The following is a 16,214-nucleotide window of genomic DNA, read 5'->3' as shown; positions in this document are numbered from 1 at the left end:
CATACAAATTCGTTTGGATTACCGTACAAAGCAACATCTTAATAAGAACATAAACCAACACATTCGACAGAGAGGTGGAAAACGTCGACGGAATTTCAACAACTCGAAATTTTATGCCCAGTCTTGGAAAAATTTCATGAAATTATCTTTGTATTGGTCCGTAACAGCAATGGTTACTTTATCAATTTGGACAGCGTTTTTTGTAGCTGACTTTATTTTATCCAATGACACAATAAAAGACCTGTGAATTCGCATAAATTTATTTTCAGGAAGCTTTTCTTCCAGCGATTTCATACTTGTCAAGGAAAGTAAGGGTTTGTCTTCGCTGAGCCTGAATACTTTTACGTAGTCTTTCATACTTTCTACGTAAATAATATCATCAACAGCTATTCGAACCAGTTGATATTCAAATTTTAGATAGATATAAGATACTTCTGTTTCAGGAATTGGAGGATTAATTTTTTGCACTTCCTGTTTTGGGTTTCGGATGAGCTCAAAATAACCAAGAGCCTTTGCTACCGATTTACTGAAATCAACAAAACTAAACGGTTTTAAGAGATAATCTAAGGCATCTACCTTATAACCATCAAGTGCATATTGGTCAAAAGCTGTGGTAAATATGATTCTTAAATTTCCTTTTACACGATATTGTTCTACAATCTTTGCAAGTTCAATTCCATTTATATCTGGCATTCTGATATCCAAAAACAGCAAATCAATATCCTGCTCATGAATTGCTTTTAAAGCTTCGATGGCATTCGAAAACTGCCCTACTAATGATAAAGAAGGCGTTTGCTCAATATAAGAAACTATAATTTGTAGTGCCAACGGTTCGTCATCAACCGCAATACATTTTAATATCATGAGATTTGTAATTTTAGGATTACTGTATATTCCATTTGAAGCGTATCTTCATTAGTAGACAACTCATACTTGCCAGGATAAATCAAATCAAGTCTTCGGCGGGTATTCATTAAACCTATTCCGTTGCTTTCTTCTTTGTTTATAGTTTGATTTTCAAAAATAGAATTGCGTACTTCAATTTGTATTGTTTTTCCAGACTGCTCAATCCCAATGTAAATATAGCTTGGATAAATTCCACTAATTCCATGTTTATATGCATTTTCGATAAAAGGCAAAAATAGCATAGGTGCGACCTCTACATCCGAAATAACAGTAGGTTTTTCAAATATTACCTGTACTTTATCCGTTATTCTGAGTTCCATCAATTTAAGATAATCTTCTACAAAACCTATTTCTTTACTCAGCGTTGTCAGATTGTTTTTTGTATCATAAAGTACATAGCGCATCATGTGCGATAAGGTATAAATGGCTTCTCGGGCTGGGTGATTTTCAGTCCCAGCTAGCGCATAAATACTATTTAAGATATTGAAAAAAAAGTGAGGGTTAATTTGAGATTTAAGAAATGATAATTCTGAACTGACTTTTTCTTTTTCAAGATTTTGTCGCATTTGGGTTTCCAATTGAAGTTTTTTGGCAACACTTATAACTGTACTGGCTCCTACCATTAACAAGGTTATAATAATTTCACTTAAATTAGAAATCAAAGCACCGTGTGAGTTATCTTTTCCCGATATTTTAAAATGCTTTCTTAATACAGCATCAAGATCTAAGAGTGTACTGAAAGTATTACTAATGTACAAAACCGATACTATTATAAGACATATTGCAATAAAGAAAAATGCGTTTTTCCCTTGAAATAAAAGAGTTGGCACTACTATTTTGTAGGTTAGAAAAAACATTGCAATCCATAAAACATACATAAGACTTTGCTTTATCCAGAATTCTATTGGAAAGCTAATGTTCATATATAGCGGCATACTTTGAACGATAAGCAGCCCAAAAAACAGCAATGCTTTTGAAAAAATCGAAATATCTTTAACTGAAAATGGTTTCATTTGGTACAAATTAAAAATAAATATAAGCAATAAAATAAGCGCTGAAATGAAAATCGACAGTTTGCTATAGAACACCGATAGACAGCCCAACTTCATCTTAGAAAATAAAACCTATTTTGGCTTACAAAGGATTCAACCAAAGTGAATTAATATATTAAGCGCTTAATCTTAGATTACTATTAATCCCAATCATTCCATTTTGCTCTTTGAAAAGGCTGAACAAAGAAATTTTTAACTTTAAGATTGAATTCTTCTTTATGACGCTGTAAAGTTGCGTGTCCTGCTCTAGGAATTATCCAAAGATTTGCTTGAGGAATACCCTCAAAAATTTGTACCGTATGCGATGGTTTTATGATATCATTATCACCTCCTATCACTAAAACAGGACATTTAATTTTTTGCAAGTCGTTAAATGTAATATGTGGTTCAGTATCCATCATCTTAAATAATTTCAGCGTATTTATCGTTGATTCATCTTGCTTCGCCTTTTTCAAAAACTCAATACCTTCCTTAACCATTGCTACACCTTCTGGATGCAATACTGAAGAATCGGGAATAAGATTTGCTCCTGTAATAGCCATTTTTTTTACTTTATCAGGATGGCGAATGGCAAGCAACAAGCCATTAATTCCACCATCACTCCATCCTAAAACATTTGCTGAACGAATGTGTAAAGAATCCAACAAGGCATTCAAATCGTCCGCCATCATTTCGTATGTAAGCGTTTTACTAGTGTCAATTGTTTTACCCTGCGATCTACTATCCGCTATGATTACTTTATAATTTTTCTCGAAATAGGCAATTTGATGCTTAAAATTTGATATTGAACCCCCATTGCCGTGAATCATTAATAAAGGTTCTCCTTTACCGTAGGTTTCGTAATATATTTTTATGCCACGTGTGGTTATATATTTTCCGACTTTAGAATTATTACCATAATCCGGTATAGTAACTTTCTTAGTTTGAGAATAAATAAAATAAGGTATAAGTAGTACTATAAACAGGACTGAAACAGCTTTGAATTTTTTCATAATAATATAATTTCAAAAATATGCGAATGACTTTTAAACGTTCTAATGATTAGCATCAACTTAACAAACACCGTTAATTTATAATTCTAGATTGAATGCTTATCTTAAAATAAAATTTATAAAAGCAGGTAATGATAGTAAACCATTACCTGCTTTTATAAAATATGATACATTAAGTAAAAACAGTATTCTAACTACATTTAAACAATACAAAATTTTTAAAAACTATTTAGTCTTTATTAAAATCACACCACTAGATGCTTGCGATCCATAAATAGAAGCTTCGGCGCCTTTTAGTACTTTTATACTTTTCACATTAACGGGAGAAATAAAATCAATAGTAGAAACTATCATTCCGTCAACAACAAATAAGGGTTCACTAATATTATTAATTGAACTTACTCCTCTTATAGTTATACTATTATTTTTTGATACGGAAACTCCAGCTAATTTTCCTCTAATCATATCAAAAATAGTATTGTATTTACTATTACTTACATCATTTGTTGCCGCTGTTGTACCTTGTTGAGCGCTAACTTGGTATTTTTGCTCTACTTCAGAATATCCAATCGAAATTTTGTCGTTTTTTTTGATTCGTGCTTTTGCAGATTTTTCAGGTTCTAAAAACATGAAATCCATAATGTTTTCATTGTTAAATTTAGAAGACAACAAACCATAATCATAAGAGTATACATTAATTGTACCTACCTTTTCGGGAATTTGAACTTCAAAACTTCCTTCCTTATTCGTTTCAACATTTGAATAAATAGAATCCAAATAAATTTTCGCCCCAACTACAGGTTTATTTTTGTAGTCTGTAACTTTACCCATTAATTTATTTTGTGCATAGCTAAAACTAACCGATGTCAACAAAACAAATAATACTATTTTAGAAATTTTCATAATACGTTTTTTTAAAATTTTATTAAATATATAAAAAAAAGCAAGATTAAAAACAAAATATAAATTCATCATTCATATACAATTACAAATTATGAATACTCTAATTACAAAACCAAGGCTGAATTCAGTAAATATTAACTCAAATTTTTAAATTGCAATTAATTATTATTTTATATTTGGCAAACACAATATTTCATTCTTTCTAAAAAAATACTTTTAATATCATAACATGAAAAAAATACTTGCCCTACTAACTTTAGCATTATTTACTATCAATATTAGTGCTCAAGAAGCTACCCAAGTAGCACAAGAAAAAAACAAAAAAGAAAAATGTTGCTCAAAAAAAGAAGCTAAAGCTAAAAAAAAGAGTGGGGAAGAAAAAAAATGTAGTATGGATTCAAAAGCTAGTGGAAAAAAATGTGGTGCTTAAATGTATCCAAAAAAAATCATTAAATACGAAGAAGCCTCTAAATAATTAGAGGCTTCTTCGTATTTATATAGTCTGGTTTTTACTTTACTCTGACACTCCACTCAAAATCCATTTCGGATACTTGTACTCCTTTTTCATCAGTTCCTATTGATTTCATCCAGAAAGTTTGCCCTTCACCAGTGGCTATTGTTTTTTGAATAGCTTCTTCAATTAGATGTCCATCATTACAAACAAAAGTAATCCTTCCTGTAGCTTTTTTGGTAAAATTAGCTTTATTATTAGCAACTAACATTGAGATTTTCTTACCGCTTTTTTGAATTTGATACATTACTAAGGCACCTGTCGAAAGTTCAGCTGCCATAGCCTGAACAGCAAAATACATGGAATTAAAAGGGTTTTGATTAATCCAACGGTGTTTGACAGTTACAATACACTTTTCTGGATTAATTTCTTGCACCCGAACCCCACATATAAATGCAGATGGTAATTTGAAAAATAAAAATTGATTGAGTTTCGAGGCTGTAATTTTCATTAAAATTGATTTTTTTGTAAAAATAACAAAAAAACACTCTTTGCAATTTAATCCACTCTTAATTTTATAAAGCCCTAATAAACAATAGGTTTTACAAACAAAAACATTCTTAATTCTTCATTTTATGTTTTTTATATTTGTTAATATTTTGTTAATATTTACTACTATGCAAAACAAGATACCTTCTTTTAGATATATATTTGCATAAGAAATTACTATATACTTTTAATCATGGAAGCAACTACTGAAAAAAACATCGCGACATTTACTCATTTAAGTACGTTAAGCCAATATGTAATTCCATTTGGGAACTATATAATTCCAATAATTATTTGGACAACAAATAAAGATAAATCCGAATTTGTTGACCATCATGGAAAACAAACTCTAAATTTCCAATTGAGTCTTTTAGTATATACTCTAGTACTTGCGCTTATTGCTATTCCTATTTTTATTTTCACTGTAATAAAAAATATTCCTTTTCAGGAGTGGAACAGACACCATGAATTTGTTTGGAATGATTTTTCATTTGGTGATAATTTAGGTATGATAACAATAGGACTAATAGCCGTATTTTTATTCTGTAGTATGAAAGTGGTTGAATTTTTTTTAATTATTTATGCATCAATAAAAGCATCAAACGGCGAAAAATATAATTATCCTTTAACGATTCCTTTTATAAAATAAAAAAAACAGGAACAAACGAAGTTACTTATTGAAATAACTAACTTCAAATAAAAAATCATCAATCAAAAAATGAATTGTTTAATCAACAAAAAAATCAAAAATCAGCATTATGAACATTGAAAACACAAAAGCACAGATGCGTAAGGGTGTTCTCGAGTTTTGCATCCTATCCGTTTTAAAAGAGAAAGATGCGTACACTTCAGAAATATTAGACACTTTGAAAAACGCGAAATTATTAGTTGTGGAAGGAACAATTTATCCACTTCTTACCCGACTAAAAAACGACGGATTATTGAACTATCGCTGGGAAGAATCAACATCAGGACCTCCAAGAAAATATTACGGATTAACTGAAATAGGACAAACTTTTTTAAACGAACTTAATGGCACTTGGGCTGAATTATCAAATGCTGTAAATCTAATCACCAACCAAAAATAATAGTCATGAACAAAACTGTAAATATAAACTTAGGCGGAATGTTCTTTCATATTGATGAAGATGCATACCAAAAATTAACTCGTTATTTCGATGCTATAAAACGCTCTTTGTCTAATTCATCTGGACAAGACGAAATCATAAAAGATATTGAAATGCGTGTTTCGGAATTATTGAACGAGAAACAAAAAAGCGATAAACATGTCATAGGCTTAAAAGATGTTGACGAGGTAATTGCCGTAATGGGACAACCTGAAGATTACATTATTGAAGACGAATTGAATAGTTCAAAAAACTATACAGACTACACGGTTAGAAAATCAAAAAAACTATACCGAGATAAAGAAAAAGGAATGATTGGTGGTGTTGCCTCAGGATTAGGTCACTATTTTGGGATTGATGCTGTCTGGATTCGAATTGTACTTATCCTTTTAGTTTTTGCCGGATTTGGAACTGGAATCCTAGCGTATATCATTCTTTGGATTGTAACCCCAGAAGCCGTAACAACTTCTGAAAAACTAGAAATGACTGGTGAACCTGTAAATATTTCGAATATCGAAAAAAAGGTCCGTGAGGAATTTGAGAATGTTTCTGATAAAATCAAAAATGTTGATTATGATAAATACGGAAACCAAATCAAATCTGGTGCGGGTAAAATAGGCAGCTCTTTTGGAGATTTCATTATGACTGTTTTCAAGATTTTCGCTAAATTTCTTGGAGTAATTCTAATTATTACTGGATTTGCAGTACTAATATCTTTACTAATCGCAGTCTTCACTTTAGGATCATCTGATTTTATCAATGTGCCGTGGCAAAGTTTTGTTGAGGCTGGAAATTTCACTGATTATCCTATTTGGTCTTTTGGTTTACTAATGTTTTTTGCAGTAGGAATTCCGTTCTTTTTCTTAGTATTATTAGGTTTCAAACTGTTGACTCCTAACTTAAAATCAATTGGAAACATTGCAAAATACACTTTATTAGCACTTTGGATTATTGCTATTGCAATACTAATATCAATTGGTGTAAAACAAGCTTCAGAAGTAGCATACGAAGGTAAAACGGTTCAAAAAGAAACTATCAATCTGATGCCAAATGACACTTTATATGTAAAATTCAAGTATAATGATTACTATACCAAAAACATTGATGATAATGAAAACTTTAAGTTTGTTCAAGATTCATCAAGCAATGAAATGATTTATTCTAACAACGTTCGATTAGAAATTTTACATACTGATGAAAAAATGCCTTATGTTCAAATTGAAAGAATGGCAAGAGGAAAATCATTTCAAGATGCCAAACAAAGAGCAGAAAAAATAAAATATGCAGTCAAAATTGAAGGGAATAAATTAATCTTAGATAATTACTTACTAACTGAAGTAACAAACAAATTTCGTGATCAAGAAGTAGCCTTGTTTTTATACGTACCAGAAGGCATGTTGCTAAAACCAGATGCTACAATTCAAAATTACGACCAGTCAGATGATTCATTCTTTAATTTACATTATAGTGGTAATTATCTTTACAAAGTGGAGAATTCTCAAATAAAATGTCTGACTTGCCCTACTGATGAAAATGAATACAATGACATCGATATAAATGAAACCGAGAATGTTACTGCAAATGATAGTGTTGTAACCACTACTGTAAAAGTAAATGGAGAAACTGTAATTGTAAATCAAACAGGTATTAAAAAAGGTCTGAGCAAAGATAAAAATGGTGTAATCATTAAAAACGAATAGCTATGATAAAACTAATCACATTAATAACAAAACTTATTGTTATTGCTTTAATGACCTTACTATTTGGTTCATGCGGACATCTAATAAACCATAAATCAATAGAAGGAAGCGGACATGTTACCACCGAAAAAAGAATTGTAGAGGGTGATTTTAAAAGTGTAGAAGTTAGTAATGCAATAGATTTAGTTATTGAACAATCTGATAAAACAGAAATTATTGTAGAAGCTGATGATAATCTTCAAAATGAGATAACAACGAAAGTAGAAAATGGGAAACTGATTATTGCTTGTGATTATAATTCATTCTTAGATGTTTCTTCAAAAAAAGTTACTGTAAAAATGCCTGTTATTGAAGAAATAGAAGCATCAAGCGCATCAAATGTAAACAGTGCTAACACCTTGAAAGGGCAACACATTCAGTTAAATTCTTCTAGTGCATCAGCTATGCATCTTACTATTGAAGCTGATGATATCAATTGTGATTCAAGTAGTGGTAGCACAATTGTCGTAAATGGAATGGCGCTTAAACTTACCATCAGCGCTTCAAGTGGAAGTAATATTGATGCAAAAAGACTAGAGGCTAATGATATTATTGCAAATGCATCAAGCGGAGCAACAATAGCAATTCATCCTATTGTGAGCTTAATTGCGGAAGCTTCGAGCGGAGGAAACATTAATTATAATTCAACCCCAAAATCCATTCAGAAAAACTCAAATTCTGGAGGAAATATCAGTCAAGAATAAGCATATCCTTTTAGTGAAAATTAAAAAAAAATCATCCATCAAAAGTGGATGATTTTTTTATATTTGTATACACACGTTAATTCAAATGAAGATGAAAAAATACATTCCTTTACTCCTATTACTTTTATTCACTTCGTTGTCATTTGCACAGCATAAAGAAAAAATAAAAGGTTCGAAAATTGTAACGCTTGAACCAAAGGAAATTAGTTCTTTTAATCAAATTGAAATAGAAGATAATCTAGAAGTTTTTTTAGAAAGAGGGGAAAAAAATGAAATAAAAATTGAAGCCGACGACAATCTTCATGAAATAATTGAATTTAATTTAAAAGATAATATTCTTCGTATTTACACTTCAAAAGAAGCTATAAATTACAAAAAACTAATCGTTAGGGTTACTTACACAAATACTTTAGATATGGTTTCAACAAAAAACCAATCTTCTGTAAATGCAATACAACAAATTTTATTAGACAACATTACATTTAAAACTAACGACAACTCACAGCTTTATTTAAATGTCAATTCAAAAAATTTCATATTACAAGCTGATGATAAATCAAAAACTGAGCTTAATTTAAAATCCGAAAATGCAACTATCGAATTAAGCAAAAACTCCTCTCTTAAAGCTTTAGTCAATGCTGTTGATTTGAAATGTGATTTATACGAAAAGTCAAATACAACTATAGAAGGAGATGTTACAAATGCAAACATTCGATTGGATAATAGTTCGACTTTAAAAGGAAATAAATTAACTGTAAAAAATGCAGATGTAACAACTGAAGGCAATTCTAATTGTAGTCTTTTTGTAGAAACAAACATAATTGTTGAAGCCGTTGATAAATCTGAAATTGAAATCTTAGGAGCTCCAAAAATTGAAATACGAAAATTTGAAGGAGAAGCTAAATTATTAAAGAAACTAAAATAACTTGTATCCAATAAAAAAGTCCCAATTACTTGGGACTTTTTTATAATATGCATGAGGCTATTATTCTTTAGCAGCAATATACCTTTCAGCATCTAATGCAGCCATACAACCTGTACCTGCAGCAGTAATTGCTTGACGGTACACATGATCCGCAGCATCACCAGCAACGAATACACCAGCAACATTAGTTTTTGAAGTACCAGGAGTATTAACTATATATCCTGTTTCATCTAATGTTAAATACGATGCAAAAATATCTGTATTCGGTTTATGCCCTATCGCCACGAAGAAACCTGTAGCTTCAATATCAAAAATTTCGCCAGTAGTTTTATTTTTAGCTTTCACTGCAGTTACCACTTGCTCATCGCCTAAAACTTCTACTGTATCATGATTCATTAATATGGTAATGTTTTCGGTTTTACGAACACGTTCTTCCATAATTTTAGAAGCTCTAAATTTTTCACTACGCACTAACATAGTTACTTTTTTACAAAGCTTAGATAAATAATGTGCTTCTTCACAAGCTGAATCTCCCGCTCCTACAATTACAACTTCTTGATTTCTATAGAAAAAACCATCACAAACAGCACAAGCAGAAACTCCACCGCCCATTTTTAAATAATGTTGTTCTGAAGGCAATCCTAAATATTTAGCAGAAGCACCTGTAGAAATGATTACCGTTTCACAATGTAATTCTATACTATCATTAATCCAAACCTTATGAACATCTCCTGAAAAATCAACTTTAGTTGCCCATCCATCACGTATATCTGCTCCAAAACGTTGCGCTTGTGCTTGTAATTGCATCATCATTTCTGGACCAGTTACTCCATCAACATAACCTGGGAAATTTTCAACTTCATTAGTAGTTGTCAATTGTCCTCCTGGTTGCATTCCTTGGTATAAAACAGGGTTCATATTTGCCCTAGCAGCATAGATTGCAGCAGTGTAACCTGCAGGGCCAGAACCTATAATAAGGCATTTAATTTTTTCGATTGTATCAGACATAATAAGATTTGATTATAATTTTAAAGAGTACAAAAATAAGTAATTAATACGGGACAATTAGACCTACACAATCAGTTTTTATTATTGAACAATAAAAAAACCCTTCTTCTACAAGAAAGGTTTTAACTACTACAGTTTATTTAATTCTAATGTTTTTTGTTGAGTAATACCTTATTATAGAACATGATTTAAAAAGTACTTTCTTGATTATTTTCATTTCTGAACTTATCAATCTCTTCCGTAATATTTTTTACTACGGGCAAAATCTCAACTTTCAATTTGTCTGAAATTTGCTTTCTAAAAAGGGTTCCGTCTTTAAAATCTATTCTTAAGTAACAACATTTATAATTATCAACCATTACAGCAATACAAATTACAAATAGTAATGGAATTAAAAGAAGTAAATCAAATTGAAGATATAATAAGGAAAGCATCATAATTCCAATGGATAATAATATGAATAAAACTTCTTGAACTGGAGAAGAATCATACAGAATGACATTAATATCTTCTAAATCTGAAAAAGAAACTATTTGCTTTTTTCCTCTCTGAAGAGTCAGAACTAACTTCCCATCGGTTAAATCAATATTATCAAGTTTATTTTTTAAAATCATATTATAATGCTTTTATTATGCATTTTGAATTAATCGAAAACATATTCAACTATAAGTTAATCGACTCTATTTTCAGTAAAATGAAAAAAACTATTTTTTTAAATTATGAGTATCTTGTTTTTTTGGGGTTCATTCTTAATTAAGCACTAAAATTCATTGTCTTTACAATAAGATTAAGTTACTTTGCAAAAAATTTATGTAATTTATAATTGATACCCCCAGATATTAATTATACATTCATATAATTCGAGAAACAAAAATAATAGGCCTACCCCCATTTTTGTTTTGCTTATGGCTTTGATATGTCCTGATTTTTAAAAAAAAGGACAAGAAACTTAGTTTAGACAAAAAAGTTAAGCTTTCTTAACAAGGGAGTTTCTATAAAATTTTTAATCAACTTCGAATTAAACAAATTATGATACTTTTCATAGCGATATTAATGATATTACTATCGATTATTTTGGTCATATACAATTGGCAAATTAATCGTAACACTATGTTTTTGGCTCTTTTCTTTGCAGCGATTTCTGTTTATGCAATAACCCACTATTATGTTATTTCTGGAAAATCTGTCTTTTTATTAGCTATTTTTTATAATAATTTCACTCCCTTCTTACTAATGGCTGGGCCTTTTTTGTATTTCTATGTGAGAGGTACTCTTAACGATAGCCAAGGGTTAAAGCGCAAAGATATTTTTCATTTTTTGCCAGCAATCATACAAGCCATAGGAATTACACCTTATTATCTTACTCCTTTTAGCTATAAAAAAGCTATTGCAAAAGAGATTATAAATAATATAGATTCGATGAAAACATTAAATCTCAATTTTTTATTCCCAGTTGAGTTTAACTTTTTTTTCAGAACAGGTATGCTACTAATGTACTTATTCTTTTGTATTTATATTTTATGGAAATTTTCTCCAAATAAAAATCCAAAAAACAATATTCCAGTCGAGCAGTACCTTATTTCATACCGATGGTTGGTTGCATTATTAGCTATGGTTGCGTTTTTATTAATTAATTTTTTTATACTGACTTACAATTTTCTGAGTGACACTCCAAGCCATACAATCACAAGTTCAACAATTGTATATCTTAATTGCGGAATAGCTTTTTCATTTTTAGGAATCAGTATGTTGCTATTCCCTAAGGTTCTTTATGGAATGCCGAATTATAATTCAGAAAAAAAGAATGAATCAAAAACTAAAACATCAGAAACGGATATTAAATTAGGGAATGCAAATTCAACTAATTTAACTAAAGAAACAGTAGATGAATCTGAAAACCCTTTTAATGAATTAGCAGAGAGAATACAAATTTATTTAGAAAAAGAAAAACCATATTTAGCACCTAGTTTTTCGGTTGGAGATATGGCTATAGCACTTCAGGTTCATCAAAATCACATTTCTTATTGTTTTAATTCAATCTTAAAAATTAAATTTATAACACTTAAAAATCAATTAAGAATTGCACATGCAATAGAATTATTAGTTAATCCAGAATATTCTAATCTTACCATTGAAGCCATAGCACAAAAATCAGGATTTACATCCCGTTCAAATTTCTATAGTATATTTAAAACTGAAATGGGAATTACCCCTAGTGATTACTTAAAAATGGGAAACGAAGACAAAGCCTCTTCTTTTGATTTTTTGAAGAAAAACAAACTTCTATCAACTAAAATTTAATTCGCATTAAATAGTATAAAAGACAAAAGCCTGTAAATTTATTTACAGGCTTTTTTTTATTTTTAAACTTTATTGTCGGGGTGGCAGGATTCGAACCTGCGGCCTCCTGCTCCCAAAGCAGGCGCGATAACCGAGCTACGCTACACCCCGAAAGCGTCGGCAAATATATAACTATTTTTCACTTACACAAAACTATTTCCAAAATAAGAATTATTTTTTTAAATCCCTGAAAAGGCAAAACAAAACTCCTTTATTTCTAAATTAAAAAAGCAGAAATTTAACAGAAACATCTTCTTCTTTTTACAAACAATAAAATCAAATACAAAAAAAATTATCTAATAGGTTCATGAAAAATTGGGAAGGAGTCAAGACGGGAGACGAAACGCTAGAAGAATCTAAAAAACGGCTTAAATGCTATAAATTATAATCCTACAAACTACAACTAATCAGACATTAACAAATGTTAACAAAATAGATTTTTAGAAACAATAATTAATTGTATTTTTACCGTTCAAAATTCAAAAATAAATGGGCAAAATCATTGCGATTGCTAATCAAAAAGGAGGCGTTGGAAAAACTACCACATCTGTTAATCTTGCAGCTTCTTTGGGTGTTTTAGAGAAGAAAGTATTACTTATTGACGCTGACCCCCAAGCGAATGCCACATCAGGCTTAGGTATTGATGTTGAAGGTGTTGAAATAGGAACGTATCAAATTTTGGAACACAGTAATACTCCAGAAGAAGCAATTATAAAATGTACAGCTCCTAATGTGGATGTAATTCCATCCCATATTGATCTTGTTGCTATCGAAATTGAACTGGTAGACAAGGAAAATAGAGAATACATGCTCAAAAAAGCATTGGAAAACATCAAAAAGGAATACGATTATATCATTATAGATTGCGCACCATCTCTTGGTTTACTTACATTAAATGCTTTGACAGCGGCTGATTCAGTAATTATACCTATTCAATGTGAGTATTTTGCTCTTGAAGGATTGGGTAAATTATTGAACACTATAAAAAGTATCCAAAAAATACATAATCCAGAATTAGATATTGAAGGATTACTATTAACGATGTATGATTCCAGATTACGTTTATCAAACCAAGTGGTTGAAGAGGTTCAAAAACACTTTAACGATATGGTATTTGAAACGATTATTCAAAGAAATGTAAAATTAAGTGAGGCACCTAGTTTTGGCGAAAGCATCATAAACTATGACGCAACAAGCAAAGGAGCTACTAATTATTTACATTTAGCACAAGAAATCATAAAGAAAAACAGTAAATAGTTTTATGGCAAAAGCACTAAAAAAACAAGCCTTAGGAAGAGGATTATCTGCATTATTAAAAGATCCGGAAAACGACATCAAATCGGTTAACGATAAAAATGCCGATAAAGTTGTTGGCAACATTATAGAGCTTGAAATTGATGCCATAGAAATTAACCCTTTCCAACCCAGAAGTAATTTCAATGAAGAATCATTGAGAGAACTAGCAACTTCTATAAAAGAATTAGGCGTTATTCAACCTATTACAGTTCGAAAACTAGACTTTAATAAATACCAATTAATATCTGGAGAACGACGTCTTCGTGCTTCTACTTTAGTAGGCTTGACTACAGTTCCTGCTTATATTCGAATTGCAAATGACAATGAATCCTTAGTTATGGCTTTGGTTGAAAATATTCAGCGTCATGATTTAGACCCTATTGAAATTGCTCTTTCGTACCAGCGATTAATAGATGAAATTCAATTGACTCAAGAACAAATGAGTGAACGAGTGGGAAAAAAACGTTCTACAATTGCTAATTATTTGCGTCTTTTAAAATTAGACCCGATTATTCAAACAGGAATTCGTGATGGTTTTATTTCTATGGGACATGGTCGCGCCATTATAAACATCGAAGATCAAGATATTCAAACAGATATTTACCAAAAAATTGTAAGTCAAAACCTTTCGGTTCGTGACACAGAAGCTTTGGTAAAAAATTATCAAGACAGTCTTAAACCAAAGCCTGCTGGAAAACCTAAAGCAACTTCTTTTGAAATAGCAGAAACCCAAAAGAGTGCATTTACAAATTATTTTGGGACAAAAGTTGACGTAAAAGTAGCTGGCAACGGTAAAGGTAAAATCACAATTCCTTTTCATTCTGAGGAAGACTTTAATAGAATTATAAAACTTATTAAAGAATAGTGAATAAAATAATTTTCATAGGTATAATGCTGTTCATTTTGGGAAAAATCCCTGTTTTTGCACAAGAAAAAACAGAGGTAGCCCTAGTAGCAAAAGACACCTTAAAATCAAATGATATTGATCCCTTAACTCCAGCCAAAGCAGCTTTTTATTCCGCTGTCTTGCCGGGTTTAGGTCAAGCTTACAATAAGAAATACTGGAAAATTCCTCTTGTTTATGGAGCCATTGGAACCAGTCTTTATTTTTATATTGACAATAACAAAAAATACAATCAATATCGCGATGCCTATAAACGAAGATTAGAAGGTTATACCGATGATAAATTTAGCTATCTAGATAAAACCCGATTAATTGCTGGACAGAAATTTTACCAACGTAATAGGGATTTATCCGCTTTAATGACATTGGCTTTTTATGCGTTAAATATATTAGATGCTAATGTAGATGCAGCTTTAATACAATTCAATGTAAATGAAAATTTGTCCGTAAAGCCAGTTATTTATCCAAATGATGTAACATTAAAAACAAATTTAGGACTAACACTTAATTATAACTTTTAGCTACTCGATGAACTCCATTCATTTAATAGCTAATACTTTTTAATTCAAAATAAAAAACAAATGAAAATTGCGCTTTTAGGATACGGAAAAATGGGTCAAGTAATTGAACGAATTGCAACCGAAAGAGGACATGAAATTGTTTTAAGAAAAGACGAATTCAACACTTACGAAGGACTTTCAAATGCTGATGTAGCGATTGATTTTAGTGTACCGATGGCTGCCGTTGATAATATTTCAAGCTGTTTCCATGCAAATGTACCTGTAGTTTCAGGAACAACGGGATGGTTAGAACATTACGATGAAATGGTAGCGCTTTGCAAGGAGAAAAAAGGCGGATTCATTTCTAGTTCAAATTTCAGCTTAGGTGTAAATATTTTCTTTGAACTGAATGAGTATTTGGCCAAAATTATGGCACAATTTGATTCGTATAAAGTGGAGATGGAAGAAATTCACCATACACAAAAACTTGATGCGCCTAGTGGAACTGCAATATCATTGGCAAAAGGAGTAATTGAAAATAGTAATTACAGCAGTTGGACACTTGAAAATGCGGAGCCAAATCAAATTCATATTGAAGCCAAAAGAATTGGAGATGTTCCTGGTACACATACTGTAACATACGAATCTGTTGTAGACTCTATTGAAATTAAACATACTGCTCACAACAGAGAAGGATTTGCTCTTGGTGCCGTTATTGCCGCAGAATGGTTAGCTGGAAAACACGGAATTTACAGCATGAAAGATGTATTAAATTTAAAATAAATTTATTTTTCGTTTGAGGTGAATCCCCCAAAACC

The 16,214-nt window shown here is 30.8% G+C and carries 18 protein-coding genes and 1 tRNA gene; 11 read left to right on the top strand and 8 right to left on the bottom strand.

Features of this window, described 5'->3' with window-relative positions:
- Window positions 1-111 precede the first annotated feature (111 nt).
- The 4 genes from C8C88_RS09380 to C8C88_RS09365 all read right to left on the bottom strand — a co-directional run bounded on the left by C8C88_RS09380 (window position 112) and on the right by C8C88_RS09365 (window position 3,853).
- Window positions 112-864, bottom strand: coding sequence for a LytTR family DNA-binding domain-containing protein (locus C8C88_RS09380; RefSeq protein ID WP_121337836.1), 753 nt, complete (start codon window positions 862-864; stop codon window positions 112-114).
- A complete protein-coding gene (locus tag C8C88_RS09375; RefSeq protein WP_158588991.1) occupies window positions 861-1,919 on the bottom strand; it encodes a sensor histidine kinase in 1,059 nt (352 codons plus the stop codon). The genes C8C88_RS09380 and C8C88_RS09375 overlap by 4 nt, the downstream gene beginning before the upstream one ends.
- A 179-nt stretch (window positions 1,920-2,098) precedes the next feature.
- Window positions 2,099-2,950, bottom strand: a complete 852-nt coding sequence (locus tag C8C88_RS09370) for an alpha/beta fold hydrolase (RefSeq protein ID WP_121337834.1) — start codon at window positions 2,948-2,950, stop codon at window positions 2,099-2,101.
- A 225-nt stretch (window positions 2,951-3,175) separates the two neighbouring features.
- The gene (locus C8C88_RS09365; protein ID WP_158588990.1) at window positions 3,176-3,853 is read right to left on the bottom strand and encodes a TonB-dependent receptor plug domain-containing protein; all 678 of its coding nucleotides are present in this window, start codon (window positions 3,851-3,853) and stop codon (window positions 3,176-3,178) included.
- 229 nt (window positions 3,854-4,082) lie between these two features.
- Here C8C88_RS09365 and C8C88_RS09360 point away from each other — a divergent pair, with 229 nt between their 5' ends.
- Window positions 4,083-4,283: a hypothetical protein gene (locus C8C88_RS09360; RefSeq protein ID WP_121337832.1), complete on the top strand. Its 201-nt coding sequence runs from the start codon at window positions 4,083-4,085 to the stop codon at window positions 4,281-4,283.
- 79 nt (window positions 4,284-4,362) lie between these two features.
- Here C8C88_RS09360 and C8C88_RS09355 read toward each other — a convergent pair whose 3' ends face one another.
- Window positions 4,363-4,815, bottom strand: a complete 453-nt coding sequence (locus tag C8C88_RS09355; protein ID WP_121337831.1) for a DUF4442 domain-containing protein — start codon at window positions 4,813-4,815, stop codon at window positions 4,363-4,365.
- A 231-nt stretch (window positions 4,816-5,046) separates the two neighbouring features.
- Here C8C88_RS09355 and C8C88_RS09350 point away from each other — a divergent pair, with 231 nt between their 5' ends.
- From C8C88_RS09350 to C8C88_RS09330, 5 genes are all read left to right on the top strand, one after another.
- Complete coding sequence (locus C8C88_RS09350) at window positions 5,047-5,502, top strand: DUF4870 domain-containing protein (RefSeq protein WP_121337830.1); 456 nt, start codon at window positions 5,047-5,049, stop codon at window positions 5,500-5,502.
- Between the two features lie 109 nt (window positions 5,503-5,611).
- Window positions 5,612-5,941, top strand: coding sequence for a PadR family transcriptional regulator (locus C8C88_RS09345; RefSeq protein WP_121337829.1), 330 nt, complete (start codon window positions 5,612-5,614; stop codon window positions 5,939-5,941).
- A gap of 5 nt (window positions 5,942-5,946) precedes the next feature.
- Complete coding sequence (locus C8C88_RS09340) at window positions 5,947-7,680, top strand: PspC domain-containing protein (RefSeq protein ID WP_121337828.1); 1,734 nt, start codon at window positions 5,947-5,949, stop codon at window positions 7,678-7,680.
- A 2-nt stretch (window positions 7,681-7,682) separates the two neighbouring features.
- Complete coding sequence (locus tag C8C88_RS09335; protein ID WP_121337827.1) at window positions 7,683-8,423, top strand: head GIN domain-containing protein; 741 nt, start codon at window positions 7,683-7,685, stop codon at window positions 8,421-8,423.
- A 91-nt stretch (window positions 8,424-8,514) separates the two neighbouring features.
- On the top strand, window positions 8,515-9,348 hold the full coding sequence (locus tag C8C88_RS09330; RefSeq protein WP_121337826.1) for a GIN domain-containing protein: 834 nt from the start codon (window positions 8,515-8,517) through the stop codon (window positions 9,346-9,348).
- 60 nt (window positions 9,349-9,408) lie between these two features.
- Here the strand turns inward: C8C88_RS09330 and trxB are convergent, their stop codons facing one another.
- A complete protein-coding gene (gene trxB / locus C8C88_RS09325) occupies window positions 9,409-10,356 on the bottom strand; it encodes a thioredoxin-disulfide reductase (protein ID WP_121337825.1) in 948 nt (315 codons plus the stop codon).
- A 188-nt stretch (window positions 10,357-10,544) separates the two neighbouring features.
- Window positions 10,545-10,970 carry a hypothetical protein gene (locus tag C8C88_RS09320; protein WP_121337824.1) on the bottom strand — a complete coding sequence of 142 codons (426 nt, stop codon included), beginning with the start codon at window positions 10,968-10,970 and terminating at the stop codon, window positions 10,545-10,547.
- A gap of 415 nt (window positions 10,971-11,385) precedes the next feature.
- On the opposite strand from C8C88_RS09320, the gene C8C88_RS09315 reads away from it, so the two are divergent.
- Window positions 11,386-12,657 (top strand): AraC family transcriptional regulator, encoded by a 1,272-nt coding sequence (locus tag C8C88_RS09315; RefSeq protein WP_121337823.1) that lies wholly within the window; start codon window positions 11,386-11,388, stop codon window positions 12,655-12,657.
- A gap of 75 nt (window positions 12,658-12,732) precedes the next feature.
- Here C8C88_RS09315 and C8C88_RS09310 read toward each other — a convergent pair.
- Window positions 12,733-12,807 (bottom strand) — tRNA-Pro (locus tag C8C88_RS09310).
- A 378-nt stretch (window positions 12,808-13,185) separates the two neighbouring features.
- Here C8C88_RS09310 and C8C88_RS09305 point away from each other — a divergent pair.
- From C8C88_RS09305 to dapB, 4 genes are read left to right on the top strand one after another with little or no spacing between them, the layout of a single operon-like run.
- Complete coding sequence (locus C8C88_RS09305) at window positions 13,186-13,953, top strand: ParA family protein (RefSeq protein WP_121337822.1); 768 nt, start codon at window positions 13,186-13,188, stop codon at window positions 13,951-13,953.
- A 4-nt stretch (window positions 13,954-13,957) separates the two neighbouring features.
- Window positions 13,958-14,857 (top strand): ParB/RepB/Spo0J family partition protein, encoded by a 900-nt coding sequence (locus C8C88_RS09300; protein WP_121337821.1) that lies wholly within the window; start codon window positions 13,958-13,960, stop codon window positions 14,855-14,857.
- A complete protein-coding gene (locus C8C88_RS09295; protein WP_233549326.1) occupies window positions 14,857-15,417 on the top strand; it encodes a DUF5683 domain-containing protein in 561 nt (186 codons plus the stop codon). Before C8C88_RS09300 ends, C8C88_RS09295 begins: the two co-directional genes overlap by 1 nt.
- 60 nt (window positions 15,418-15,477) lie before the next feature.
- On the top strand, window positions 15,478-16,179 hold the full coding sequence (gene dapB, locus C8C88_RS09290) for a 4-hydroxy-tetrahydrodipicolinate reductase (protein WP_121337819.1): 702 nt from the start codon (window positions 15,478-15,480) through the stop codon (window positions 16,177-16,179).
- Window positions 16,180-16,214 lie beyond the last annotated feature (35 nt).

The sequence above is a fragment of the Flavobacterium sp. 123 genome (assembly GCF_003634825.1).
Lineage (GTDB): Bacteria > Bacteroidota > Bacteroidia > Flavobacteriales > Flavobacteriaceae > Flavobacterium.
The sequence above is the reverse complement of the archived record's forward strand: the minus strand, read 5'-3'. Positions and strand labels throughout refer to the sequence as shown.

Bases quoted from the DNA above. Each gene is read 5' to 3' on its own strand.
- C8C88_RS09380 (WP_121337836.1), bottom strand. From the start codon at position 864: ATGATATTAAAATGTATTGCGGTTGATGACGAACCGTTGGCACTACAA.
- C8C88_RS09375 (WP_158588991.1), bottom strand. From the start codon at position 1,919: ATGAAACCATTTTCAGTTAAAGATATTTCGATTTTTTCAAAAGCATTG.
- C8C88_RS09370 (WP_121337834.1), bottom strand. From the start codon at position 2,950: ATGAAAAAATTCAAAGCTGTTTCAGTCCTGTTTATAGTACTACTTATA.
- C8C88_RS09365 (WP_158588990.1), bottom strand. From the start codon at position 3,853: ATGAAAATTTCTAAAATAGTATTATTTGTTTTGTTGACATCGGTTAGT.
- C8C88_RS09360 (WP_121337832.1), top strand. From the start codon at position 4,083: ATGAAAAAAATACTTGCCCTACTAACTTTAGCATTATTTACTATCAAT.
- C8C88_RS09355 (WP_121337831.1), bottom strand. From the start codon at position 4,815: ATGAAAATTACAGCCTCGAAACTCAATCAATTTTTATTTTTCAAATTA.
- C8C88_RS09350 (WP_121337830.1), top strand. From the start codon at position 5,047: ATGGAAGCAACTACTGAAAAAAACATCGCGACATTTACTCATTTAAGT.
- C8C88_RS09345 (WP_121337829.1), top strand. From the start codon at position 5,612: ATGAACATTGAAAACACAAAAGCACAGATGCGTAAGGGTGTTCTCGAG.
- C8C88_RS09340 (WP_121337828.1), top strand. From the start codon at position 5,947: ATGAACAAAACTGTAAATATAAACTTAGGCGGAATGTTCTTTCATATT.
- C8C88_RS09335 (WP_121337827.1), top strand. From the start codon at position 7,683: ATGATAAAACTAATCACATTAATAACAAAACTTATTGTTATTGCTTTA.
- C8C88_RS09330 (WP_121337826.1), top strand. From the start codon at position 8,515: ATGAAAAAATACATTCCTTTACTCCTATTACTTTTATTCACTTCGTTG.
- trxB (WP_121337825.1), bottom strand. From the start codon at position 10,356: ATGTCTGATACAATCGAAAAAATTAAATGCCTTATTATAGGTTCTGGC.
- C8C88_RS09320 (WP_121337824.1), bottom strand. From the start codon at position 10,970: ATGATTTTAAAAAATAAACTTGATAATATTGATTTAACCGATGGGAAG.
- C8C88_RS09315 (WP_121337823.1), top strand. From the start codon at position 11,386: ATGATACTTTTCATAGCGATATTAATGATATTACTATCGATTATTTTG.
- C8C88_RS09305 (WP_121337822.1), top strand. From the start codon at position 13,186: ATGGGCAAAATCATTGCGATTGCTAATCAAAAAGGAGGCGTTGGAAAA.
- C8C88_RS09300 (WP_121337821.1), top strand. From the start codon at position 13,958: ATGGCAAAAGCACTAAAAAAACAAGCCTTAGGAAGAGGATTATCTGCA.
- dapB (WP_121337819.1), top strand. From the start codon at position 15,478: ATGAAAATTGCGCTTTTAGGATACGGAAAAATGGGTCAAGTAATTGAA.